We start from the raw sequence: 23165 nt of genomic DNA on the forward strand, positions 1-23165 counted from the left end.
GAGAGGAAGACCTTGGGGCAGTTTCCCTCGCCCGTTGAGCCCACGTTAACTGCACGCATAGTGGCCACGGCAATACTCAGCGGCATCTATCGACTTGATCCTGGGGAGATCAAAGTGCGCATTCCGGTTTCTCTACACGCGACGGACATGATTTCACGCGCCGGACTGGTCAGCCAGCTACGGCCCCGCCCGGAGATCCTGCTGCTGGAACCGGAGGAGTTCGCCAAGGCCCGGGTGTCGGTGGTGGTCGCCGACGGCCTCGACGACGAGACCCTGCGGACCCTGCGCGCGCTGCGCTCCTGCGGGGTCGACGCACTGGTGCTCGTGGTCACCCAGCTCGACGACGCCGGGCTCGTCGCGGCGGTGGAGGTCGGGGTCTGTGGCCTGATCCGCCGCGCCGAGGCCGGCGCGGACCGGCTGGTGCAGGTCATTCAGGCCGCGGCAGCGGGTAACGGCGCCGTCCCACCGGATCTGCTCGGGCGGCTGCTGGCGCAGGTCGGCGCCCTGCAGCGCAATGTTCTCGGCCCGCGCGGCCTGCCCTTCGCCGGGCTCGCCGACCGGGAGGTCGAGGTGCTGCGCCTGGTCGCCGACGGGCTGGACACCGCCGAGATCGCCGCGAAGCTCTCCTACTCGCCGCGGACCATCAAGAACGTGCTGCACGACGTGACGAGCCGACTGCATCTGCGCAACCGCTCGCACGCGGTGGCGTACGCGCTGCGCAACGGGCTCATCTGAGGACGCTGCCCTCCCGGGCAGCCGGTCGTGCCCCATCACCGGAGCCGTCCGGACCTGCCCGGGGGGCAGCGCCGCGACCACGGTGGAGGCAGCCGAAACTGCGGAGGCGCCGTGCGCGGGAAGATACGATGGGTGGCGGTCGTCGTCCCCGGCCTGCTGGCCGGCGCGCTGCTGACGGCCGCCGGGCCACCACCGGCTGCCCCGTCCCGGCCGGTGGCGGCCCCGGCCGACTCCGGCCACCGACTCGGGTACACCGGCACCGCCCGTCCGGCGCTGCGGGTGGCCGTGCCCGGCGCGCCCTCCCGTGACCTGCTCGCGGCCGCCCACCGCGGTTTCGCCGACTCCGACGCCGACGTACGCGACGACGCGATCGTCTGGGTGGGACAGCGCGGCGACGCCGACCCCGGCGGTGACCTGTACCTGCGGCGACGGGACGGCGCGACGGTGCGGCTGACCCGCGACGCCGCCACCGAGCGGCATCCGGTCCTCTCCCCGGACGGGCAGCGGGTCGCGTTCACCTCCGACCGTTCCGGCCAGAACGACATCTGGGTGGTCGGCGCCGACGGCTCGGGGCTACGGCGCCTCACCGATCATCCGGCCGACGACACGCACCCCTCCTGGTCCCCCGACGGCACCCGGATCGTCTTCGCCAGCACCCGCGACGACGAAGCCGGCGACCTGCACGTCCTGCGGGTGGCGAGCGGCCGGACCGTGCGGCTGACCAGCAGTCCCGCCGCGGAGACCGAACCCGCCTGGTCCCCCGACGGCACCCGCATCGCCTTCACCACCGACCGGTACGGCCGCACCGAGGTCGCCACGGTCGCGGCGGCGGGCGGCCCGGTGAGCCGCCCGGTGCCGGCGCCCTGGGACGCCGCCCAGCCGGCCTGGTCACCGGACGGCCGGCGGCTGGCGCTGGTCACCACCCGCTTCGACACCGGCGGGGACGTCTACGTGCTCGACGGGGCCGTGCTGACGCGGGTGGCCGGGACGGCCGCGGCGGAGAGCCGGCCGGCCTGGCGGGGCCGGGAGGTGGTCTACACCGCCGAAACGCCGGCCGGGGACTCCGACATCTGGTCGGCCGACGCCGCCGGGCAGGACCGGCGCAATCTCACTGCCCGGCCGGGCCTCTCCGAGGAGGCGCCCGCCTTCTCGCCGGACGGCACGATGATCGCGTACGCCGCGCAGCAGCCGGAGGGTGGCCGGCGGATCGTCGTCGCCGACAGCGACGGCCGGGGTCCGCGAATCCTCGCACCGCCCGGCACCCGCGGTGGCGACGACGACAGCGACCCGGCCTGGTCTCCGGACGGCACGCAACTCGCCTTCACCCGCAGCGACGCGGACGGATCCGGCCGGGTCCTGCTGCTGCGCGTGGCCGACGCGCACCTGCTCGGCGAGGTGCCGATGCCGCCGCACCTCAACGGCACGGACCGGGAGCCGGCGTGGTCGCCCGACGGCGGCCGGCTGGCGCTGGCCCGCAGCGCGCAGCCCCGGCCGAGCATCCTCGACTGGCCGCTGATCGACGTGCCGGTGCTGCCCGGCCGCAGCGCCGAGCACCCGCAGCGGGTCCAGACCCCGCGGCTGCCGGCCGACCCGGACATCGTCTTCCTGGTCGACAACACCTCCTCGATGGGCCGCCCCGGCGAGGGAGGAAGCAGCGTCATCGAGGAGCTCAAGGCCCGCATCCACGAGGTGATCGACGAGGTACGGGCCGAGCAGCCCACCGCCCACTTCGGGCTGGCGACCTTCGCCGGCCACCTCGACCCGAACGTCTACGACCCGCGCCTGCCGCTCACCGACGACGACGCGGCGATCCAGCGGGCGGTCGACGGCCTCCTGGCCGACAGCGACTACGACGACGAGAACTGGTTCTACGCGCTCTGCCAGATCGCGCAGAACGACCGGATCGGGTTCCGGGAGGGCAGCAACCGCGTCGTCGTCCTGATCGGCGACCAGTACAGCGTGGTGAAGGCCGAGCCGGACAACACGCCGATCCTCGAGGAGACCCTGGTCCGCGAACTCACCAGCAACGAGATCACCTTCATCGGGGTGCCGATCGTCGGCACGGTCATCGAGGACGGGCTGAACAGCGACGGGGTCGCCGGACGGCTGGCCGCGGTGACCGGCGGGCGGCTGACGCAGGAGAGCCGGCCCGACCAGATGATCGACGCGGTCAAGGACGCTCTCTTCATGGTGGACGTCAGCGCCGTCGTGCTCGCCTGCGACGACGGCGTCGACGTGTCCGTCACTCCGGCGGTTGCCAGGACGCGGACAGGGACGAAGGCCGAGTTCCGGGAGCAGATCAACATCGCCGCCGGGGTGGCGCCGGGAACCCTGCTGCGCTGCACGATCCGGTTCACCGTGGACGTACATCCGCCCCCCGGGCGGCAGGAGACCCAGCTGCTGACCGTCCGGGTCGCCGATCCCGCGCTGCCCTACGTCCGGGTGGACGATCCGACCGTCGCCTCCGGCGGCCCGCAGGGCACGGCCGTACGGTTCGAGGCCACTGCGGCGGACGCCGGCGGGGAACCGCTCACCCCCGACTGCAGTCACCGCTCGGGCGCGACCTTCCCGGTCGGCGCGACCCTGGTGACGTGCACGGCGACCGACGCCGCCGGCCGCACCGGGCAGGACGTAGCGACGATCACCGTGGCGGACGGGTCGACGGGCGGCCGCATCTGGACGGTGGGGCTGGCCACGGCGCGCGGGCCGGACGGGATCGCGCAGCGCGTCACGGTGACCGACCAGCACGACCTCAGCGTCCGGGTCGGGGCACCGTGCGCCACCCGGACCGACGACCGGGCACCCGCCTGGTCGCCCGACGGCGCCAGCCTGGCCTTCACCGACGGCTTCGGCCCTGGTGGCGAGAACCCCACCACCCCCACGCCGGTCTCCCCCGGTCCGCCTGGCACACCTGATCCGTCCGCCACACCCAGCGCACCGAGCACGCCCGATCCCCCCACCGACCCGGGTACGCCCAGCCCGACGGCCACACCCGGTGGTCCGATAGTGATCGATGCGGTGCCGGCCCAGGCCGAACGGCCCGGGCTCTGCGTGACCGGGGCCGACGGCTCCCGGCCCCGGGTCCTGCTCCGTGCGGCACTGCGGGTGGCCGATCCGGCGTGGAGCCCGGACGGCCGGCTGATCGCCGTCGGCCTCGGTGACGCCGCAGGCAGCTCGATCGTGACGCTCCCGGCCGGCGGCGGCCCGCTCACCACCCTGGTGGCCGGAGTCGGCGCGCAGCCGACCTTCCAGACCCTGCCCACCCCGGACCTGCGCGTCTCGGTGACCGTGTCCGGGCAGCCCGGCTACGTGGGCGGCGACGCCGTCGAGGTCACCGTGACCGTCCGCAACACCTCGCGGTTGCCGGCCGCCAGCAGCTTCCTGACCCTGGGGATTCCCCCCGAGCTCCGCCCGGGGGCCGACTTCCCGGCCGGCTGCACGGCGACCACCGCGCGCTGCGACCTGGGCACGCTTCAGGTCGGGCAGCGGCGCGCGATCACCGTACGGCTGTCGCCGCGGGCCGCGGTCGAGGCCACGGTGACGGCGCGGCTGGGGGCGACGGTCGGCGGCCGGACGGCGGCCCGGCTGGCCCGCTCGCCCGTGCTGGTCCTCGCACCGGCCGTGCGGGTGACCCCGACGATCGGGCCGCCCGGGTTCGTCACCGAGGCGCGTGGCCGGGACTTCCCACCCGGGGCCCGCGTACGGCTGGCGTGGCAACCGGGTGTGACGGCGACACCGGACACCGTCGTTGTCGCGGCGGACGGCACCTTCCGGGTACAGCTGCTGATCCTGCGCAAGGACCGGCTCGGCCCCCGGGACCTGACGGTCACCCGGGTCTCCGGCCCGCGGTTCGCCGCCGTCGGCACCACCGAGGCGTTCCTGGTCGTACCCCGTTCGTTGACTCCGCCCGACTTCACCGGCCGGAACTAGCGATGATCCACGAGATCGACGAGGCGCTGCGCCGGCTGGTGAAGGAGGAGGCGCTGCCCTCCTCCGGAGTCGAGGTGGTCTTCGAGGCCCCGACGAAGGAGTGGGCGGCCCGGCGCAACGCCCCGACGGTGAACGTCTACCTCTACGACATCCGCGAGGACCTGCGCCGCCGCTCGCGGGGCCTGATCAACGAGTACGACGAGCAGGGGCGGGTGGTGCAGCGCATCGCCCCACCCCGCTACATCAAGCTGTCGTACCTGGTGACGGCGTGGACCCAGCGCCCGGAGGACGAGCATCGGCTGCTCTCGGCGCTGCTGCTCGGCTTCATCCGCTTCGACGCGGTGCCGGCGACGCTGCTGACCGGCTCGGTGGCGGCGATCGGACTGCCGGTGCCGATGACGGTGGCGCTGCCGCCGCCGGAGGACCGGGCGTTCGCCGACGTCTGGTCGGCGCTGGGCGGGGAGCTGAAGCCCTCGCTCGACGTGGTGGTGAGCACGCCGCTGCACAGCGGCCAGGTCGTCGCCGCCGGCCCGCCGGTGCGCGAGGGGCTCCAGGTCGGGCTCAGCGACATCTCCGACGAGGAGGCCGCGACGGACGTGGCCGGTCATCACGTCGAGGACGCCGCCCGGCCGGCGATGCGCCGCCGGGCGGCGGGACGGTGACGATGACCGGCGCGGTGACGGCCGCACTGTTGCGCCGGATCCAGCGGGTGGAGATCGCGGTACGCGATGCGGTCGCACGGCAGCGAGAGAACGACCCGAACCCGGACGACGCGTTCCGCGGGCTCTACCTCTCCGACGAGGCCCTGGACGCCACCCTGGAAGCCGCTCGTGCACCCTTCGCCGGCTGGTCCGAGCCGGCCGACGATCCGGACTCCCCCGATCCGCTGACCGTGCTGGCGGAGCGCGCCGGGCTCACCGCGCTGGACGAGGCGCTGCTGCTGGTCGCGCTCGCCCCCGATGTGGACAGCCGCTTCGAGCAGTTCTACGGCTACCTCAACGACGACGTCACCCGCCGCCGCGCCACCGTCGGGCTGGCGGTGCGGCTCTGCGGGCTGCCGGAGGCCGCCGCCGTGGCCCGGAGCCGGCTCGCCGCCGGCGCCCCGCTGATCGACCTTGGCCTGTTGCGCATCGAGGATCCGGACCGGCCGGTGCTGACCCGGGCGCTGCGGGTGCCGGACCGGGTCGGGGCGTACCTGCTCGGCACCGCCACCGGCGAGCCGCTGCTCGCCGGAATAGCCGAGCCGGCCGACGCGCCGGGTCCGCCACCGCCGGGCAGCGGCGCGCTCGCCGACGCGCTCAGCCGCGGTGGTGCCCGTCTGGTGCACCTGCGCGAGAAGGCCGGCGGCAGCGCCGCCGCGCTCGCGGTCGCCGCGCTGGCCCGCGCCGGTCACCCCGCGCTGGTGGTGGATCTGCCCCGGCTCGCCGACAGCCCGCGCTGCCCCGAGTTGTCGATGCTGCTGCTGCGCGAGTCGGTCCTCACCGGCGCCGGGATCGTGGTGGGCCCGGTCGAGGGGAACGAGCCGTGGGAGATCTGGGACCGGCTGGCCGCCGCCCCCGCGCCCGTGCTGGCCTACGGGTCACGGGCCTGGGATCCGGTGTGGAGCGCGCGGACGCCGCTACAGGTGGAGGTGACGCCGCTGAACGCCGCGGACCGGGCGCTGGTCTGGCGGGACGCCCTGCCGGCCGCGCTCGCGCCGGGTCTGGATCCGGCGGCGGCGACGGCGCAGTTCATCCTCGGCGCCCCGGCGATCCGGCGGGCCGCCACGGTCGCCGCCCAGCTCGCCGCCGCCGCCGGGGAGCCGGTCGGCGAGGCGCATCTGCGTGCCGGCGCCCGTACGCAGAACGCGGCCGGGCTGGAGCGGCTGGCCCGGCGGATCGTGCCGGGCGTGAGCTGGCCGGACCTGGTGCTACCGCCGGCGATCCTGGCGCTGCTGCACGAGCTGGCGGGCCGGGCCCGGCACCGGGACCAGGTGCTGCGGCAGTGGCGGATGCGCCCGGGCGGCGGGCGTGGCCACGGGGTGACGGCGCTCTTCGCCGGCGACTCCGGCACCGGCAAGACCATGTCGGCGGAGGTGGTGGCCGGCAGCCTCGGTCTGGACCTCTACACGGTCAACCTCGCCACGGTGGTGGACAAGTACGTCGGCGAGACCGAGAAGAACCTGGAGCGCATCTTCACCGAGGCGGCCGGGGTGAACGGGGTGCTCCTCTTCGACGAGGCCGACGCGATCTTCGGCAAGCGCTCCGAGGTCCGCGACGCCCACGACCGGTACGCCAACATCGAGAGCGCCTACCTGCTGCAGCGGATGGAGACCTTCGACGGGCTGGCGGTGCTGGCGACAAACCTGCGGGCCAACCTGGACGAGGCGTTCACCCGCCGGCTGGACCTGGTCGTCGACTTCCCGGTGCCGGACGAGGAGGCCCGGCTGGCGCTCTGGGAACGCTGCCTCGGCGACCGGGTGCCGCGCGGCACCGACGTGGACCTCGCGTTCCTGGCGGAGGCGTTCGAGCTGGCGGGCGGGCACATCCGCTCGGCGGCGGTGACGGCGGCGTACCTGGCGGCCGGGGCGGACCGGCCGGTGGGGATGTCGGAGCTGATCGGGGCGGTAGGGCGCGAGTACCGCAAGCTCGGCCGGCTGACGCTGGAGAGCGAGTTCGGCCCGTACCTGGGGCTGGCCGGCTGACCGCCGGCAGTCCGGCTCGTGCGCTCCGGCCGATGGGTGGCGCGTCGCCGCGCGCCGCAGTCGTCGGCATCGCCCGATGGGGCAGTGGCGGTTGCCCGGGTGGCGTCACCGGGGCGTCTCGACCGGGCGGGTGCGCCGTTGCACTGTCGAGGTTCGAGTGCCGTCGACCGGCGAGGAGGAGCGGCATGCGCGGACATCGGGATGTCGAGTCCGGGGAGCTCCGGCCCGCCGGAGACCGGCTACCGGACGCAACCCACGAGCACGACGCGCTGATGGGGCAGGCAGCGTCCCAGGGGCGTACGGACGTGCTCGGGGCTCAGGGGCTGCTGGGCCTGCAGCGGGCGGCGGGCAACGCGGCGGTGACCGGGCTGATGGAGCCGACCGAGGAGCGCTCGCCGGTGCACAACGTCATCAACTCCGGCGGCGGCTCCCCGCTCTCGTCCGCCGTGCGCACCGACATGGAGTCGCGCTTCGGCGGCCAGGACTTCGGTGACGTACGCGTGCACACCGACGGCGCGGCACACGAGTCGGCGAAGGCGGTGCACGCGCAGGCGTACACGGTCGGGTCGAACATCGTCTTCCAGCGCGACACCTACGACCCGGCGAGCCCGGCGGGGCAGCACATGCTCGCCCACGAGCTGACGCACGTGGTGCAGCAGCGCAGCGGCCCGGTCGACGGCACCGACACCGGCGGCGGGGTGAAGGTCAGCGACCCGTCGGACCGCTTCGAACGGGACGCGGTCGCCAACGCCGACCGGCTGATGTCACAGCCTTCCGTCACGCCCGCGCCGCCCGCTCCCGTCGCCGCCACCGCTGCCGCGCCGGTGCAGCGGCACAGCGAGGACGACGGGCACGACCACGTGCAGACGTACGTGCAGCGCAGCGCGGGCGACGAGTACGAGGAGGGCGAGGAGGAGACGGCGCAGACGTACGTGCAGCGCCAGTCCGAGGACGTGGAAGAGGACGAGGAAACGCCAGCGGAGTAGGGGCAGCGGGTGAAGGCAGCGGCGGAGCAGCGGAGTCCGGAGCGCGACTCCGTCCACCGCCGTGCCTCCACTCCGGTCGCCGACGAATCACGCGCCGCCGACGCACCGGGGTCGCGGAGCACGGCGCCCCTAAGCCGGGCGGTGGCCCAGCGCCTCCAGGCCTCCGCCGGCAACCGGGCGGTGTCGGCGCTGGTGGCCCAGCGGCGGAAAGCGGCACGCCCGGCGAAGCCGGTCGCCCAGCGCTCCCCCAGTCCGCGTTCCGGTCCCGGGGTCCCGGCGCAACGCGCCACCACCGCGACCGCCCCTTCCACCACTACCGCTTCCGGCACGATCGCCCCCGACACCTCCGCCGCCATCGTCTCCGCCTCGCCTGCCGCGCCGACCCTCGAACCGACCGCACCGCAGTCGTCGACGGCTGCCGATCTCGCGGTGCAGCGCGCTCCTGTGGAGACGGCTACGCCGGTACGCCGTCCGCCCGCTTCGGCGTCGTCGAAGTTCGCGGCCGTGCGGGCGGATGTGGGGCGTAAGCAGAAGACGGTGGCGGCGCATCCGCCGGCGCGGTCGGAGGCGGCGAGGGCGCAGGGGGCGGCGAAGCCACCGCCGGACGACAAGGAGGCGCAGGGTAAGACCCGTAACGCCGAGAAGATGAACGCGGCGAAGCCGGGCAGTTTCGACAAGGCCGCGTTCATCACCGCGGTGAACGAGGCGATCGCGGCGCAGGCGCCGAAGAACCTCGACGAGGCCGAGAAGTTCGGCGACTCCGGTCGCGCCGACGCGGTCAAGGGCCAGGTGCAGGGACAGGTCGCCGCCGGTACGGACGCCTCGGCGAAGGCGATCGCCACCACCACCAAGGCCGCGCCGGACACGTCGGCGGCCAAGGAGAAACCCGTCACCCCGCTGGTCGCCGACAAACCCCCGGCCACGCCCGCCCGGCCGGACCCGGGCAATGCGGTGCCGGACAAGGCGCCGCCGGCCGCGACGGACTTTTCGGCGGGCCCGGCCCAGGTCGACCGGCAGATGGCCGACGCGAAGGTCACCGACGACCAACTGGCCAAGTCCAACGAGCCGGAGTTCACCGGGGCGCTCAAGCAGAAGAAGGCCGCCGAGAAGCACGCGGCGACCGCTCCGGCTCAGGTCCGCGCCGAGGAGAAAGAGACCCTTGCCGGGGCAAAGGCGCAGGCCGCGACGGCCGGCGCGACGGCGATGACCGCCCTGGCCGGCGACCGCAAACAGGCCGGCAGCCAGGTCGACTCGGGCAAGGAAAAGGCGAAATCCGCCGACGAGACGAAACGCGCCAAGGTCACCGCGGTCCTGCAGAAGGTCTTCGACACCACCAAGAAGGATGTCGAGGGCATCCTGTCCGGGCTGGACAAAAAAGTCGACGCCGCCTTCACCAAGGGCGAAAAAGCAGCCCGCGACGCGTTCACCGCCGACCACAAACGGCGGATGAAAACCTACAAGGACAAGCGGTACTCCGGACCGCTCGGCGGCGCCCGTTGGCTCAAGGACAAGTTCGCCGGCCTGCCCGCCGAAGCCAACCAGATCTTCACCGCCGCCCGGCAGGGCTACGTCACCCGCATGCAGCAGGTCATCTCCGGCGTCGCCGACATCATCAGCACCGAACTCGACCGCGCCAAGAAGCGCATCGCCGCCGGCCGCAACCAACTCCAAGCCGCCGTGCGGAAACTTCCCGCCGACCTGCAGGCCATCGGACGGCAGGCCGCCGGGCAGTTCACCGCCAAGTTCGACCAGCTCGTCGATTCCGTCGACGCCAAAGGCAAGCAGCTGGTGCAGACCCTGGCGTCGAAGTACAACGAGGCCCTCAAAGCCGTCGACGCCGAGATCAACGCCGAGAAGGAGAAGAACCGGGGCCTGGTCGCCAAGGCCGTCGACGCCGTCAAGGGCGCCATCGACACCATCCTCCAGCTCAAAGAGATGCTGATGGGGGTCCTCGCCAAAGCCGCGCAGGCGGTCATGGCAATCCTCAAGGACCCGATCGGTTTCCTGCGCAACCTCGCCTCCGCCGTCGGCTCCGGACTGAAACTCTTCATCGGCAACATCGGCACACACCTCAAAAAAGGGCTGATCGGCTGGCTCCTCGGCGCCATGGCCGGCGCCGGCCTGCAGATGCCCGCCAAGTTCGACCTGCGCGGCATCATCACCATGATCGCCTCCATGCTCGGCCTCACCTGGGCCAGCATCCGCGCCCGCGTCGTTCAACGCGGGGTTCCCGAGCGAGCCATGACCACGGTCGAGCAGACCGTGCCGGTCGCGCAGAAACTCCAGTCCCAGGGCGTCGCCGGGGTGACCGACGAAATCGCCGGACAGGTCGGCGACCTCAAAGGCAACCTCCTGTCAAAGATCAGCGAATACCTGATCCCCACCGTCCTCATCGCCGGCATCACCTGGATCATCTCGCTACTCAACCCCGCCTCGGCGTTCATCCGCGCCTGCAAAATGATCATCGACTTCATGACCTTCGTTGTCACCCAGGGCGCCCAGATCATCCAATTCGTCCACGCCATCCTCGACGCCGTCATCGCCATCGCGGGCGGCGGCGCAGGAGGCGTGCCGGGGCTCATCGAGAACGCCCTGTCGCGGTCGATCCCCGTCCTCATCGGGGCGCTCGCCGCCCTCCTCGGCATCGGCGGCATCGCCGGCAGGATTCAGAGCTTCTTCCGAACCCTGACGAGGCCCGTCAACAGAGTTGTCAACTGGATCACCGACAAGATCGTCAGCCTCGGCAGGAAGATCTGGGCAAGGGCCAGAAACACCATCAGCAACCGGCGCAAGGAGAATCCCGACGGCAGCCGCAAGAGCAAGGAACAGGTTGCGGACGCGGCAGCCCACGACGCGTACCAGGCGATCAGCAGACGAGCCCGGCTCGGCGACATCCCCGGCATCCTGAACACCACCTTGAACAAGTGGCGAGCCAAGGGAGTGAAGAGCCTCTCCCTGAAATTCCTCGGTGGCGCGCGATTCACGGTGATCGCGAAGGTCAACCCGACGAAGCCGAGCCCCGCGGCAGCCTGGCTTCCACCTCCCGCCAGCAACGTCCAGCATCTTCTCTCCTACGAACAGGCGCGCGAAGGCAACAGCGCCACCTGGGCGACCGGTGCATTCGCGGCGAACAGCATGACCGGCGTGCTGTTCGGTCCGTCGAAGAGCCAGCCGTACGCCGCCGCCCGTAAGGAGGCGACAGTGGCTCAGAAGTCACACGCCGAAGAAACGGTGACAGCGAGATTCAGGGAGTACTTCAAGGAATTCGTGAAAGAGGGGGGCGCAGGACCACACCAGATCAACATCGAAATGCATGTGGGCTGCAGTTGCTGTGTGAACTGCGCCAGCTACATCGCCGGGTTCGTCAGGTCCCTGAGGGCGGCCGGACATGAGGTCAACGCGCGGATCAAGTTCGCCTCCCTCTACATGGGAGGGCAGATGAGTGGACCGAGAGCAAATCCCACCACCGTGCCGCAGTCGACCGTCGACAATCATCGCAAGTTGTTCGAAGCATTCATCGGCTCGGGTTTCATGGAGCCCGGCACGGGAGCCCTGCAACCCACGACGCCGGGGCGGTACTGGGGAACGGCCGAGGAGCTCGACGGAGGCAATCCGGCGAACGAGCATTGGTATACGATCCAGCGGAGCAAAAATCAGGGCAAGCTGGCGCTGGCGATTCTGGCCGAATCAGGAGTATCGGTCGAGGTCCTCGAGGAGCAGGACCTGTCCGGGCAGCTCACCCAGCCTCAACAACTCAACCTGCAGTCAGCCGGCGCCGCCCTGCAGAAGGCCATAGCGGCGGTGAACGCGGAACTTCAGAAGATGAAGGCAGAGGCATGAAGGTTTCATGACACCAAATCATGATCAATTGCACGCGGCGTTCGACCACTGGGGCCTGGAAATCACCCGAGCAACCCCGGAGGGAATCGAAGGAAAGGTCTCCTCGGAGGAAGCGAGGAACGTCCTCCTACAGATCGGCCTACCGGAACGCCTTGGCGATTACTATTTCTTCCACGACCTCTCCAAGGGCTGTCTGACCCTGCGAGAGGCCCTGCGCACACCACCGGAGGGTATACAGGATCTGGTTTACCTCGGCTCCGGCCCCGATGAGGACACCCTGCTCCTCGACGGGACGACCGGAGAGGTCTTCTCGTGGCGCGGGGAAGACCTGCTCAAGGTCAATTCTTCCCTCTCCATCCTGGTCCACTTCCTCTACCTGATTCAGCTCGAGCTCAATCGGATGGAGGAAGGAAACGTCATGGCCGAATCGGATCTCCAGCGCACCCTGGAGCAGACCCTTGCCCGTCTCCAGGCCGCCGACCGGGAGTCATCCGCGGAAACGTCGGACTACTGGCGGCAGTTCCTGGCGCATACCGTGTGAAACCGGCGGGTGCCGGAGGTTGTCGGTGCCGCGTTGCCTCAAAGGACATCGAAGGCTTCCCGATCATGCGGCCTGACGGCCGTATCCCCCCGGCGTACGGCGCGCAACGCTCGACTCGACCCACGAGGGACGAGGAGGCGGGATGCCCAACTACCTGGCGCCGGGCGTGTACGTCGAAGAGATGGAGTCCGGCTCCCGGCCGATCGAGGGCGTCGGCACGGCCGTCGCCGCCTTCGTCGGCTTCGCCGCGCAGGGGCCGTTCAACACCCCGACGCTGGTGGCGAACTGGAGCCAGTACTCGCAGATCTTCGGTGAGTTCGCCCCGGACTGCCATCTCGGCCACGCCGTCTACGGGTACTTCCTCAACGGCGGCGGGGCCGCGTACATCGTGCGGGTCGGCGGGGCGCAGGGTGCCGACGACCGCAGCCCGGCCGCGCTGGGGGCCGGACCGAACGCCATCCTCGGCACCTACCGGGTCGTGGCCCGCGAACTGCCCGGCGGGGAGCTGCCGGACGACCTGAGCGTGGAGGTCACCGACCCCCCGGAAGGCGCCGGCGAGGACCGGTTCAACCTGGTCGTCAAGCGCGGCGGCAAGGTCGCCGAGACCTTCGAGTCGGTCACCACCAAACGCGGCAAGGACAACGTCGTCACCGTCGTCCGGGAACGCTCGACACTGATCACCGTCGAGGAGGCAGTGCCGGCCGGGCAGCTCGCCCGCCCCAGCGGCGAGGTCGCGCTCGCCCCCGCACCGCCGGCGACCGCCGCGCCCGCCGAGATCGCCGCCGACGACTACGTCGGGGACGCCGCCGAACGTACCGGGTTCGGCGGGCTGGAGGCGATCGAGGAGATCACCATGGTCGCGGTGCCGGACCTGATGGGGGCCTACCAGCGCGGCGCGATCGACCTGGAGTCGGTCAAGGCCGTGCAGACAGCGATGATCGCCCACTGTGAGCTGATGGGCGACCGGATGGCGATCCTCGACCCGCCACCGGCGCTCAACGCCCAGCAGGTCCGCGAGTGGCGCACCGACCAGTCCGGGTACGACTCGCGCTACGCCGCCCTCTACTACCCGTGGATCAAAGTCTTCGATCCGCTGACTGGCGCCAACCGGTTCGTGCCGCCGTCGGGGCACATCGCCGGGATCTGGGGGCGCAGTGACAACGCCCGTGGCGTGCACAAGGCGCCGGCGAACGAGGTGATCCGCGGCGCGGTGGCGCTGGAGACGCAGCTGACCCGTACGGAACAGGAGTTGCTCAACCCGATCGGGGTCAACTGTGTCCGGGCGTTCCCGGGACGGGGCATTCTCGTCTGGGGCGCGCGGACCCTCTCCTCCGACCCGGCCTGGCGCTACCTCAACGTCCGGCGGCTCTTCAACTACCTCGAGGAGTCGATCCTCGCCGGCACCCAGTGGGTGGTCTTCGAGCCGAACGACGACGCGCTCTGGGCGCGCATCCGCCGCACCATCAGCGCCTTCCTGGTCATGGAGTGGCGGCGCGGGGCGCTCTTCGGGCTCACCCCCGACGAGGCGTTCTTCGTCAAGTGCGACCGGGAGACCAACACCGCCGAGAGCATCGACGCCGGCCAGGTGATCTGCCAGATCGGCATCGCGCCGGTCAAGCCCGCCGAGTTCGTGATCTTCCAGCTGGCGCAGATCTCCGGCGGCACCAGCATCGTCAGCGAATAGCAGCAGTACCGGCCGGACCCCGGCCGGTGAGGTGAGGAGGTAGCCGTGCCGCTCCCCGATTTCGACTCCGCCGTCGGGCACTCCTTCGGGCTGGAGGTCGACAGCGTGGTGATCAAGCAGATCACCGAGGTCTCCGGGCTGAAGATGGAGCAGGACGTCATCGAATACAAGTCCAACACCGCCGACGGCAAGTTCGTCGTCCGCAAGGCCCCCGGCGCACCGAAGGCCGGCGAGGTGACCCTGACCCGCGGTCTGACCAGCGACAACAGCTTCGAACGGTGGATCCAGGACTGCCGCTTCGGCAAGATGGGCCAGGCCCGCAAAGGCGGCTCGATCATCGTCTTCGACTACGAGGGCCTGCCCATCAAGCGGTACAAGCTGACCAACGCCTGGGCGAAGAGCCTGGAGATCGGCTCACTCAAGGCTGGCGACACCAGCGTCCTCACCGAAAAGCTGGTCATCACGTACGAGTCGATGGAAGTCGAGTAGCGCCGTGCGCCGGACATCCGCCCTCGCCCCACCGGCCGAGCAGCCCGCCGCGGAGCCGGTCACCGCGCCGCAGCGGGAGACCCTGCGCACCGAGTTCCCCTTCGAACTGCCCCGCGGGTACGTCGACGCGGCCGGCACCGTGCACCGCGACGGGGTGATGCGCCTGGCGACCGCCCGCGACGAACTCATCCCGCTGCGCGACGACCGGGTCCGGGAGAACCCGCCGTACCTGACGGTGGTGCTGCTCAGCCGGGTGATCACCCGGATCGGCTCGATCGCCGACGTGCACCCCGGCATCGTCGAGGACCTCTTCGCCTCCGACCTGGCATTCCTGCAGGACATGTACCGCCGGATCAACAGTGAAGGGCACACCCGGGCCGCCGTTGTCTGTCCCGAATGCACCCACCGCTTCGCCGTGGACCTCGCCGGCGGTCGCCTGGGGGAATCGTGACGTACGGGGCCGACCGCATCTACCGCGAAGTCTCGTACGTCGCCTACCACTTCCACTGGCCGCTCGAGGCCATCCTCGACCTCGAACATCCCGAACGCCTGCGCTACATCGACCAGATCGCCGACATCAACACCCGGATCAGCCAGGGACGGTGACACATGTGGCCATGGCGTCGCCGCAGCGCACCGGTCCAGCGCACCCCGCAGGAGACTGCCGCGCCGGCTGCGGCCGGCCCGCGCCCCGAGCCGCCGGCCTGGCCGAGGCTGCCGCCGATCCAGCGCGTCCTCGGCACCGACGCCCTGACCATCCGCCCCGACCGGGTCACCGACACGCTGGCCGCCTGGCAGAACCCGTCGTACCTGCAGCCGCTGGGGCACACCGTCGGCGCGGGGGAACCCGCCGGCCTGCTGCGGGGATTCGCCGTACCGGTGTCCGCCGAGCCCAGCCCGGCCGTGCAGCGGTCGACGGAGGAGTCTCCCCTCCCCGTCGGGCCGGTGCGGCCGCAGCCGGCGGCTGTCAGCCGGCTCACCACCGCCCCGCAGCAGGGGCTCGCCGTCGCCCTCCCCGCCGTCGCGTACGCCGCTCCGGCTCCCACCGCGCAGCCGGACTTCGCACCGGGTGAGGGCGGTGCAGGGGCCGAGCCGGTCGCCGGCAGCGAACCGGATCTGCGTGATGCCACGGACAGCCTTCCTGCGGCGGACGATGCGGCGACCACCTCGATTGCGCCACCGATCGGTGAGACGCCACTGATCACGATGCCGGAGCCGCCCGTCGTGCAGCGCAGTGCCGTGCCCGGGCCGGACCCGGGCAGCGCCCCGCTGCCGCGCCGACTCGGGCTGGGCGAGCCGATCGTGGCGCCGTCGTGGCCGCCCAGGCTCCCCGCCACCGCAGCCCCGACACCCGTGGTCTCCCGGCAGGCCGCACCGGACGGAGGCGTCCCCCCGCCGGTCCCGTCGCCACCCGGGCCGTCCTATCCGGAGCCGGCGCCTGCGCCCGGGCTCGCCCGGCCCCTGCCGGAACTGCCCGTGGTCGGCAGCACAGCCGGGAGCGCGGCCGGGACGACGCCGCCCGTGACCGTGGCGCGGCTGATCGGGGATCGCCCCGCCCAACTGCTCTCCCCCGACCAGGACCGGCCGAACAGCTTCACCCCGGCGCCCCTCCCGCTACGCGTGCAACGCATCCAGTGGGACCGTGGTCCCGCGGCCGACCCCGGACCCGCCAGCGGCAGGAACGGACATGCCGCGTCGTGGACCGGATCGACCACGGACTGGACCGGACAACCCGCCGCCGGGAGCGGACAGAGCCCGGCCGGCCGCGGAGACAGCACGGGGAGCGTGCGTACAGCCGTCGCCACGGTGCAGGGCCTACGCGAGACGGCCGCGCCCGGGTCCTGGCCGACGAGAGCGACGCCGGCCGCCGGCGTCGCTCTCGCCGGCGCGGTGGGCACCGAGAGCGGCCCGCTGCTGTTCGGGCCGACACCGGGTGCGGCCCCGGGGGCGGCTCTGGGTGCGGCCCCGGGGGCGGCTCTGGGTGCGGCCCCGGGGGCGGCTCTGCCCCCGGGAGCCTTCGTCCAGCGCACGCCCGGGTCGATGCCACCGGCCGCCGCGCCCGGCACCCCGTCACCCCTGACCGCAGCCGCCGCGACCCCACCCGCACGGCCGTTGACTCTCGCCCGCGCCGTCGTGCCCCCTGCTACGGCCTCCCCGGGAGTCCTGGACAGGTTCTTCACTCTGCAACGGGCCGACGGTGACGGGCAGGGGCCGGCGGCCGTACCCGAACCAGCGCCCCCGCCGCCGTCGAACGGACCGTCGCCGACGGGCGGCGAGCCGGGCGGACCCGGCGGAACAGGCGCGACCGGCGCAGCCCGGCCGGCAGGGGCAGCGGGGACAGCCGGGGCAACAGCAGCCGCGAACAAGGCGATGGAGCCGGAGGAGCTGCTCAAGAAGCTCTTCGACCCGCTGCTGCGCCGGCTCAAGACCGAACTGCGGCTCGACCGGGAGCGGCACGGACTACGCAGCGGCCCCGGATGAACGGGCCCCGCCGCCCACCGGCCGACCAGTCACGACCCACCGGAAGGAGAAGATGAATGGCTTCCGACGAGGTCGCCGTCGCCGTCGCGTTCGTCGTCAAGATCGACGACCAGGACCTCGGCGCGTTCAACACCTGTGACGGGCTCGGCTGCGAGGTCGTCGTCGAACAGCGCGAAGAGGGCGGCAACAACGGTCACATCTGGCAGTTGCCCACCCGGATGAAATTCTCCAACGTCAAACTCTCCCGCCCCATCACCGCCGACAGCGCGAAACTGATGCGCTGGTTCTCCACCATGGCCGGCGGCATCAAACGCAAGACCGCCACCATCGAGGCCCGCACCCTGGAGGGGACCGTCATCGCCCGCTGGGGGCTGCTCGACGTGATCCCGATCCGCTGGACCGGACCACAGCTCAACCCGGACAGCCCCAAGGTCGCCACCGAGACCCTCGAACTGGCCCACCACGGCTTCTTCGGCCCCGGCACGGGCGGCTGAGGAGCCGGCGATGAGCGCCTCCCCCATCACCTTCACCGCCGCCGGTGGCGCCGGCCCCGGCCTCGGCGGCGCCCCGCCGCAGCTCACCCACGCCTACCTGCAACTGCACGAGCCCCCGAAGAACGGGGCCACCGCCAACCCCGGCCCGCCGCTGGGGCGGATCCCGTTCCAGTTCAACCCCAAGGAGCTGTCGCTGGCCAAGACCGCCAAATGGAAACGCGACGCCCAGCGCAACGCCGCCAAGAGCGGCGTACCGGAGTTCACCGGGGCCGACCCGGCCAAGCTGACCCTGGAGATGTTCTTCGACGCCACCGACACGATGGACTCCACCGTCGTCAAACGCGTCGAAGAGCTCTTCGCCTGCTGCGTGCCAACCGCCACCAGCCGCGAACAGAAGAAAGGCTCCCCGCCCTGGGTGGTCTTCCACTGGGGCGGCATGGTCGGCTTCCCGGCCTTCGTCGCCGGCGTCACCGCCAAATACACCCTCTTCACCCCCGGCGGTACGCCGGTACGCGCCCTCTGCACCGTCACCCTGGAGGAGATCTCCGGCGAACAGGCCGGGCAGAACCCGACCTCCGGTGCGCTGGCCGCCCGCGACGTACACGTCGTCGTCGCCGGGGACACCCTGCACTCGGTGGCGTACCGGGCGTACGGCCGGCCCGGGTTGTGGCGGGAGATCGCCGAGGCGAACGAGATCGACGACCCGATGCGGTTGCGCCCCGGCACCCGGCTCCTGGTGCCGGCGCTGGAGGAGATCGAATCCGCCGGAGGCCACCGTGGCCAATGAGCAGTTCGCCAACGCGCTGCTGGTCGAGGTGGGCGGCGGCCCGCTCCCGGCCGACGTCGCCACGCTGCTCGCCTACGCCTACGTCGACGACAGCCGCAACCTGCCCGCCCGCTTCCTGCTGCGCTACCGCGACCCGTCCCGCTCGGTCCTCGCCAAAGGCGGCTTCACCATCGGCGCGCCGGTGAAGCTCACCGTGCAGACCTCCGACCCGGGCGGTCCGCTGCCGCTGATGGAGGGGGAGATCACCGCCGTCGAGTGCGAACTGGACGCCACCGGCACCTTCACCGAGGTACGCGGACTCGACCTGGCCCACCGGCTGCTGCGCGGCCGGCGGGTGGCGGCGTACCCGAACATGACCGTGCCGGACGTGGTGCGCACCGTCGCCGAACGCGCCGGGCTGAAGGTGGGCACCGTCGACGCGGTCAGTGGCTTCGGCGCAGACCCGCAGAGCCAGCTCAGCCAGGACAACGTCAGCGACTGGACATTCCTCAACCGGCTGGCCGAACTGGTCGGCGCGCAGCTGCTCGTCGCCGGCGGCGCACTGCACTTCCGGCTCCCCGAACCGCCCACCGGCGCCCCCGAGCCCACCGCCAAGGCAACCCAGGACCCGCTGGTGCTGGAGGCCAACCGCAACCTGCTCGCCCTGCGCGCCGGGATCACCGCCACCGCCCAGGTCGCCGAGGTGACCGCCCGCGGCTGGGACGTCGCCGCGAAGAAGGAGGTCACCGCTGCGGCCACCCCGAAGGCGGCCGGCACCGAGGTGACCGGAGTCGACCCGGCGAAGCTCGGCAGCACCTTCAACAGCCCGCCGTACGTGGTCGCCACCCCGGCGCTGACCTCCGACGCGGCGGTCCGGGCCGTCGCCGAGGCGGTCGCCGGTGAACTCGGCGGCGCCTTCGCCGAGATCGAGGGGGTGGCGAAGGGCAACGGCCGCCTCCGCGCCGGCGCCGCCGTCACCCTCGCCAACGTCGGCGAACCATTCCAGGGCAAGTACGTCCTCACCACCACCCGCCACCTCTTCAGCGAAGAGGCCGGCTACACCACCGCCTTCACCGTCTCCGGCCGCTCCGACCACTCACTGCTCGGGCTCACCGGTGGAGCGCAGAGCGGCGAGCAGCGCGCACACGGGCTGCTGCCCGCGATCGTCAACGACGTCAAGGACCCGCAAGGGCTCGGCCGGGTCCGGCTCACGCTGCCCTGGCTGGACGGGAAGTACACCACCGGCTGGGCGCGGGTCGTGCAGCCCGGCGCCGGCAAGGGCTGCGGTCAGCTGATCCTGCCCGAGGTCGGCGACGAGGTGCTCGCCGGCTTCACCGACGACAACCTCGACAGCGCGTACGTCCTCGGCGGGCTGCACAACGGCCAGGACCCGCTGCCGAAGCTCGGCGCCGAACCCGTCGACACCTCCGGCGAGGTGGTGGTCCGCGCTCTGGTCTCCCGGACCGGGCACCGGCTGGAGCTGGCCGAGACCGCGACCGGTCCCGACGGGGTGCTGCTGAGTACCGGCGACGACGGCTGCCTGCTGCGGCTCGACGCCAAGGGCCGGCTCGTCGAGGTGATCAGCTCCGGCCAGGTCCGGATCACCGCCAAGGAAGGGCTGACAGTGGACGCCGGCACCGGCCCGCTGGAGCTCGCCGGCCGGCAGGTGCGGGTGCGCTCCGCCGGCGACGTCGCAATCGAGGGCAACGGCACGGTCAGCCTCAAGGGCACCGCCGGCGCCACCGTCGAAGGGGCCGCCGTCAAGGTCGCCGGCACCGGCAGCACCGAAGTGACCGCCGGCGGATCGGTCACGGTCCGCGGCGGCATCGTCCGGATCAACTGAGAGGAGACGCCGATGCCCCCCGCCGCCCGTGTCGGTGACCCGACCGCGCACCCCGGAGCGCTCAGCGGCCCCGGCGTGCCCACCGTCCTCATCGCCGGCATGCCCGCGGCGACCGTCGGCACCCTGCACGCCTGTTCCTTTCCGGGCACCCCGCACCCGCCCTCGGCGGTCGTCCCGCCGGGCTGCCCCACCGTGCTGATCGGCGGCCGGCCCGCTGCCCGGCTGGGCGACCTCACCGGCTGCGGCGCCCCGATCGTCGCCGGTGCCCCGACCGTGCTGATCGGCGGCTGAGATGACCGCTGACTTCATCGGCGCCGGCTGGGCGTTCCCGCTGCGTACCGATGCCACCGGGGCGATCGCGCTGGTCCGCGGCGAGCGGGAGGTGGTGGAGAGCATCCGGCTGATCCTGGGCACCACCCCGGGTGAGCGCCCCGCCCGGCCCGAGTTCGGCTGCGCCCTGCAGGAGCTGGTCTTCGCCCCGGCGGACGCGAGCACCGCCGGGCAGATCGCCTACCAGGTACGGGTGGCGCTGGAGCGCTGGGAGCCGCGCGTGGTCTGTGACGACGTGCGCGTTGACTTCACCGACGCCGACCGCGGCACCCTCTACATCGACATCCGCTACCGGCTGCGCGGTGACAACGACCCCCGCAACCTCGTCTTCCCGTTCTATGTGATCCCGCCGCACCCGCCCGGAGGCGACTGATGCCGCTACCCGTGCCGAACCTCGACGACCGCCGGTTCCAGGACCTGGTCGACGACGCCAAGCGCCTCGTGCAACGCCGATGTCCGGAATGGACCGACCACAACGTCTCCGACCCGGGCGTGACGCTGATCGAGACCTTCGCGTTCATGGTCGATCAGCTGCTGTACCGGCTCAACCGGGTGCCCGACCGGCACTACCTGAAATTCCTCGACCTGATCGGGGTACGCCCGTTCCCGCCCGCCGTGGCGAGCGCCGACCTGACCTTCTGGCTCTCCGCGCCCCGCCGCAACACGGTCGTCGTGCCGGCCGGCACGCACGTGGCGACCGTACGCACCGAGGCCGACGAGCCGGTCACCTTCACCACCGGTGAAGAGCTGCGGATCGTCGCCTGCTCCCTGGACCGGGTGCTGACCGTACCGGCCGGCGGCGAACCGGCCGACCGCACCGGTGACCTCGGCGACGACTGGATCCCCGGCTTCGCCGACCCGCCGGCCGCCGGCGACGTGGTGGCCTTCGGGCTCACCGACGCGGTGCCCGGCTGCGCTGTGCTGCTGCGGATGGAGTGGACCGTCGCCGGCCGGGGCGTCGACCCGACCGACCCGCCGCTGATCTGGGAGGCCTGGACCGAGCAGGGCTGGCGGCCCTGCACGGTGGAGCGGGACACCACCGGCGCGCTCAACCGCGCCGGCGAGGTCGTGCTGCACGTACCGGAGGGGCACATCGCGTCGGTGCTGGCCCGGCGGCGGGCCGGCTGGCTGCGCTGCCGGCTGGTGGCCGCCGCCCCCGGGCAGCCGTTCTTCCACGCTCCCCCACGACTGCGCAGCGCCACCGCCGCCACCATCGGCGGGACGGTCTGTGCCGGCCACGCCGAAACGATCGAGGCGGAGACGCTGGGCCTCTCCGAAGGGGTGCCGGGCCAGCGGTTCGCCGTCGCGCGCCCGCCGATGGTCACCGGGGACACCCCGCTGGAGGTCGAGGTCGCCGGCGGGGACTCCTGGACGCGCTGGCAGGAGGTCGCGAGTTTCGCCGAGTCCGGACCGCAGGACCCGCACTTCACCGTGGACCGCTCGGCCGGCGAGGTGGCGTTCGGCCCGGCCGTACGCCGGCCCGACGGCACGCTGCGGCAGCACGGCGCGGTGCCGCCGAAGGGGGCGCCGATCCGCGTGCCCCGGTACCGCACCGGTGGCGGGCGACGGGGCAACGTGGCCCCGCAGAGCCTGACAGTCCTGCGGGACCCGGTGCCCTTCGTCTCCACGGTCACCAACCGCGCGGCCGCCACCGGCGGCGTGGACGGGGAGTCGGTCGCCGAGGCGTCGGTCCGCGGTCCGCTGGGTCTGCGCACCCGCGACCGGGCGGTCACCGCCGAGGACTACGAGCAGCTCGCCCGGGCGGCGGCGCCGGAGGCGCTGCGGGTGCGTTGCGTGCCGGCCGGCCCGGACTCCACCGCGGTCCGGCTGCTGGTGGTGCCGGCCCTGGGCGAACAGAGCCACGCCGACGACCACTCGGCCCGCTTCGCGGCACTGCTGCCCCGCGAGGAGACCCTGGAGCGAATCCGGGCCGAGCTGGAGAGCCGCCGCTGCGTCGGCGCACAGATCCTGGTCGAGCCTCCCTTCTACCAGGGGGTGACGGTGGTGGCGCAGCTGCGCGGCGGGGTCCGCACCACCGCCGCGACGCTGCGGGAACGGTCGCTGGCGGCGCTCTACCGCTACCTCAACCCCGTCGACGGCGGGCCGGACGGCGGCGGCTGGCCCTTCGGCCGGCCCATCCAGTCCGGTGAGGTGTACGCCGTCCTGCAGCAGGTCGAGGGGGTGGAGCTGGTCGAGGACGTACGGATCTTCGGCGCCGACCCGCGTACCGGTGACCGGGGTGAGCCGGTGCAGCGTCTGGAGCTGGGGCCGAACGCGCTGGCCTTCTCCTACGGGCACCAGGTGCGGATCCTCGGCCGCAGCGGCACCTGAACGACCTCGCCGACCGCCGACTTCAGGAGCAG

18 protein-coding genes are annotated in these 23165 nt (G+C 72.4%); all 18 read left to right on the top strand.

All coding sequences use genetic code 11. The features are described from left to right. Positions 1–147: 147 nt before the first annotated feature. On the top strand, positions 148–735 hold the full coding sequence (locus ACK8GG_RS14630) for a response regulator transcription factor (protein WP_440350839.1): 588 nt from the start codon (positions 148–150) through the stop codon (positions 733–735). A gap of 132 nt (positions 736–867) precedes the next feature. Further along, the gene (locus tag ACK8GG_RS14635) at positions 868–4665 is read left to right on the top strand and encodes a VWA domain-containing protein (protein ID WP_440356554.1); all 3798 of its coding nucleotides are present in this window, start codon (positions 868–870) and stop codon (positions 4663–4665) included. A gap of 2 nt (positions 4666–4667) precedes the next feature. Continuing rightward, positions 4668–5327 (top strand): Pvc16 family protein, encoded by a 660-nt coding sequence (locus tag ACK8GG_RS14640; protein WP_440356555.1) that lies wholly within the window; start codon positions 4668–4670, stop codon positions 5325–5327. A 2-nt stretch (positions 5328–5329) separates the two neighbouring features. After that, on the top strand, positions 5330–7348 hold the full coding sequence (locus tag ACK8GG_RS14645) for an ATP-binding protein (protein ID WP_440356602.1): 2019 nt from the start codon (positions 5330–5332) through the stop codon (positions 7346–7348). A gap of 185 nt (positions 7349–7533) precedes the next feature. Continuing rightward, positions 7534–8334: an eCIS core domain-containing protein gene (locus ACK8GG_RS14650; protein WP_440356556.1), complete on the top strand. Its 801-nt coding sequence runs from the start codon at positions 7534–7536 to the stop codon at positions 8332–8334. Between the two features lie 141 nt (positions 8335–8475). Continuing rightward, positions 8476–12174, top strand: a complete 3699-nt coding sequence (locus ACK8GG_RS14655) for a phage tail protein (RefSeq protein WP_440356557.1) — start codon at positions 8476–8478, stop codon at positions 12172–12174. A 7-nt stretch (positions 12175–12181) separates the two neighbouring features. Beyond that, the gene (locus tag ACK8GG_RS14660; protein ID WP_440356558.1) at positions 12182–12715 is read left to right on the top strand and encodes an SUKH-4 family immunity protein; all 534 of its coding nucleotides are present in this window, start codon (positions 12182–12184) and stop codon (positions 12713–12715) included. Positions 12716–12857: 142 nt separating this feature from the next. After that, entirely contained in the window at positions 12858–14399 is a 1542-nt protein-coding gene (locus ACK8GG_RS14665) for a phage tail sheath family protein (protein WP_440356559.1), read from the top strand. A 45-nt stretch (positions 14400–14444) separates the two neighbouring features. Further along, entirely contained in the window at positions 14445–14888 is a 444-nt protein-coding gene (locus ACK8GG_RS14670) for a phage tail protein (RefSeq protein WP_440350849.1), read from the top strand. Positions 14889–14892: 4 nt separating this feature from the next. Beyond that, positions 14893–15339, top strand: coding sequence for a hypothetical protein (locus ACK8GG_RS14675; RefSeq protein ID WP_440350850.1), 447 nt, complete (start codon positions 14893–14895; stop codon positions 15337–15339). After that, a complete protein-coding gene (locus ACK8GG_RS14680; protein WP_440353699.1) occupies positions 15336–15494 on the top strand; it encodes a DUF6760 family protein in 159 nt (52 codons plus the stop codon). The genes ACK8GG_RS14675 and ACK8GG_RS14680 overlap by 4 nt, the downstream gene beginning before the upstream one ends. A gap of 3 nt (positions 15495–15497) precedes the next feature. After that, complete coding sequence (locus ACK8GG_RS14685) at positions 15498–17369, top strand: hypothetical protein (protein ID WP_440356560.1); 1872 nt, start codon at positions 15498–15500, stop codon at positions 17367–17369. A gap of 56 nt (positions 17370–17425) precedes the next feature. Beyond that, positions 17426–17863, top strand: a complete 438-nt coding sequence (locus ACK8GG_RS14690) for a phage tail protein (protein WP_440353697.1) — start codon at positions 17426–17428, stop codon at positions 17861–17863. A 10-nt stretch (positions 17864–17873) separates the two neighbouring features. Further along, on the top strand, positions 17874–18650 hold the full coding sequence (locus tag ACK8GG_RS14695) for a CIS tube protein (RefSeq protein ID WP_440356561.1): 777 nt from the start codon (positions 17874–17876) through the stop codon (positions 18648–18650). Next, a complete protein-coding gene (locus ACK8GG_RS14700; RefSeq protein ID WP_440353695.1) occupies positions 18640–20472 on the top strand; it encodes a VgrG-related protein in 1833 nt (610 codons plus the stop codon). Before ACK8GG_RS14695 ends, ACK8GG_RS14700 begins: the two co-directional genes overlap by 11 nt. 12 nt (positions 20473–20484) lie before the next feature. Further along, entirely contained in the window at positions 20485–20763 is a 279-nt protein-coding gene (locus tag ACK8GG_RS14705) for a PAAR domain-containing protein (RefSeq protein ID WP_440353694.1), read from the top strand. A 1-nt stretch (position 20764) separates the two neighbouring features. Further along, positions 20765–21175 (top strand): GPW/gp25 family protein, encoded by a 411-nt coding sequence (locus tag ACK8GG_RS14710; protein WP_440350857.1) that lies wholly within the window; start codon positions 20765–20767, stop codon positions 21173–21175. Then, positions 21175–23133 (top strand): putative baseplate assembly protein, encoded by a 1959-nt coding sequence (locus ACK8GG_RS14715; protein ID WP_440356562.1) that lies wholly within the window; start codon positions 21175–21177, stop codon positions 23131–23133. Before ACK8GG_RS14710 ends, ACK8GG_RS14715 begins: the two co-directional genes overlap by 1 nt. Positions 23134–23165 lie beyond the last annotated feature (32 nt).

It is taken from the genome of Melissospora conviva (assembly GCF_049523535.1).
GTDB lineage: Bacteria > Actinomycetota > Actinomycetes > Mycobacteriales > Micromonosporaceae > Melissospora > Melissospora conviva.

Coding starts and splice junctions, on each gene's coding strand:
- ACK8GG_RS14690 (WP_440353697.1), top strand. CDS start 17,426: ATGGCTTCCGACGAGGTCGCCGTCGCCGTCGCGTTCGTCGTCAAGATC.
- ACK8GG_RS14660 (WP_440356558.1), top strand. CDS start 12,182: ATGACACCAAATCATGATCAATTGCACGCGGCGTTCGACCACTGGGGC.
- ACK8GG_RS14705 (WP_440353694.1), top strand. CDS start 20,485: ATGCCCCCCGCCGCCCGTGTCGGTGACCCGACCGCGCACCCCGGAGCG.
- ACK8GG_RS14715 (WP_440356562.1), top strand. CDS start 21,175: ATGCCGCTACCCGTGCCGAACCTCGACGACCGCCGGTTCCAGGACCTG.
- ACK8GG_RS14695 (WP_440356561.1), top strand. CDS start 17,874: ATGAGCGCCTCCCCCATCACCTTCACCGCCGCCGGTGGCGCCGGCCCC.
- ACK8GG_RS14640 (WP_440356555.1), top strand. CDS start 4,668: ATGATCCACGAGATCGACGAGGCGCTGCGCCGGCTGGTGAAGGAGGAG.
- ACK8GG_RS14685 (WP_440356560.1), top strand. CDS start 15,498: ATGTGGCCATGGCGTCGCCGCAGCGCACCGGTCCAGCGCACCCCGCAG.
- ACK8GG_RS14650 (WP_440356556.1), top strand. CDS start 7,534: ATGCGCGGACATCGGGATGTCGAGTCCGGGGAGCTCCGGCCCGCCGGA.
- ACK8GG_RS14645 (WP_440356602.1), top strand. CDS start 5,330: ATGACCGGCGCGGTGACGGCCGCACTGTTGCGCCGGATCCAGCGGGTG.
- ACK8GG_RS14710 (WP_440350857.1), top strand. CDS start 20,765: ATGACCGCTGACTTCATCGGCGCCGGCTGGGCGTTCCCGCTGCGTACC.
- ACK8GG_RS14630 (WP_440350839.1), top strand. CDS start 148: ATGATTTCACGCGCCGGACTGGTCAGCCAGCTACGGCCCCGCCCGGAG.
- ACK8GG_RS14665 (WP_440356559.1), top strand. CDS start 12,858: ATGCCCAACTACCTGGCGCCGGGCGTGTACGTCGAAGAGATGGAGTCC.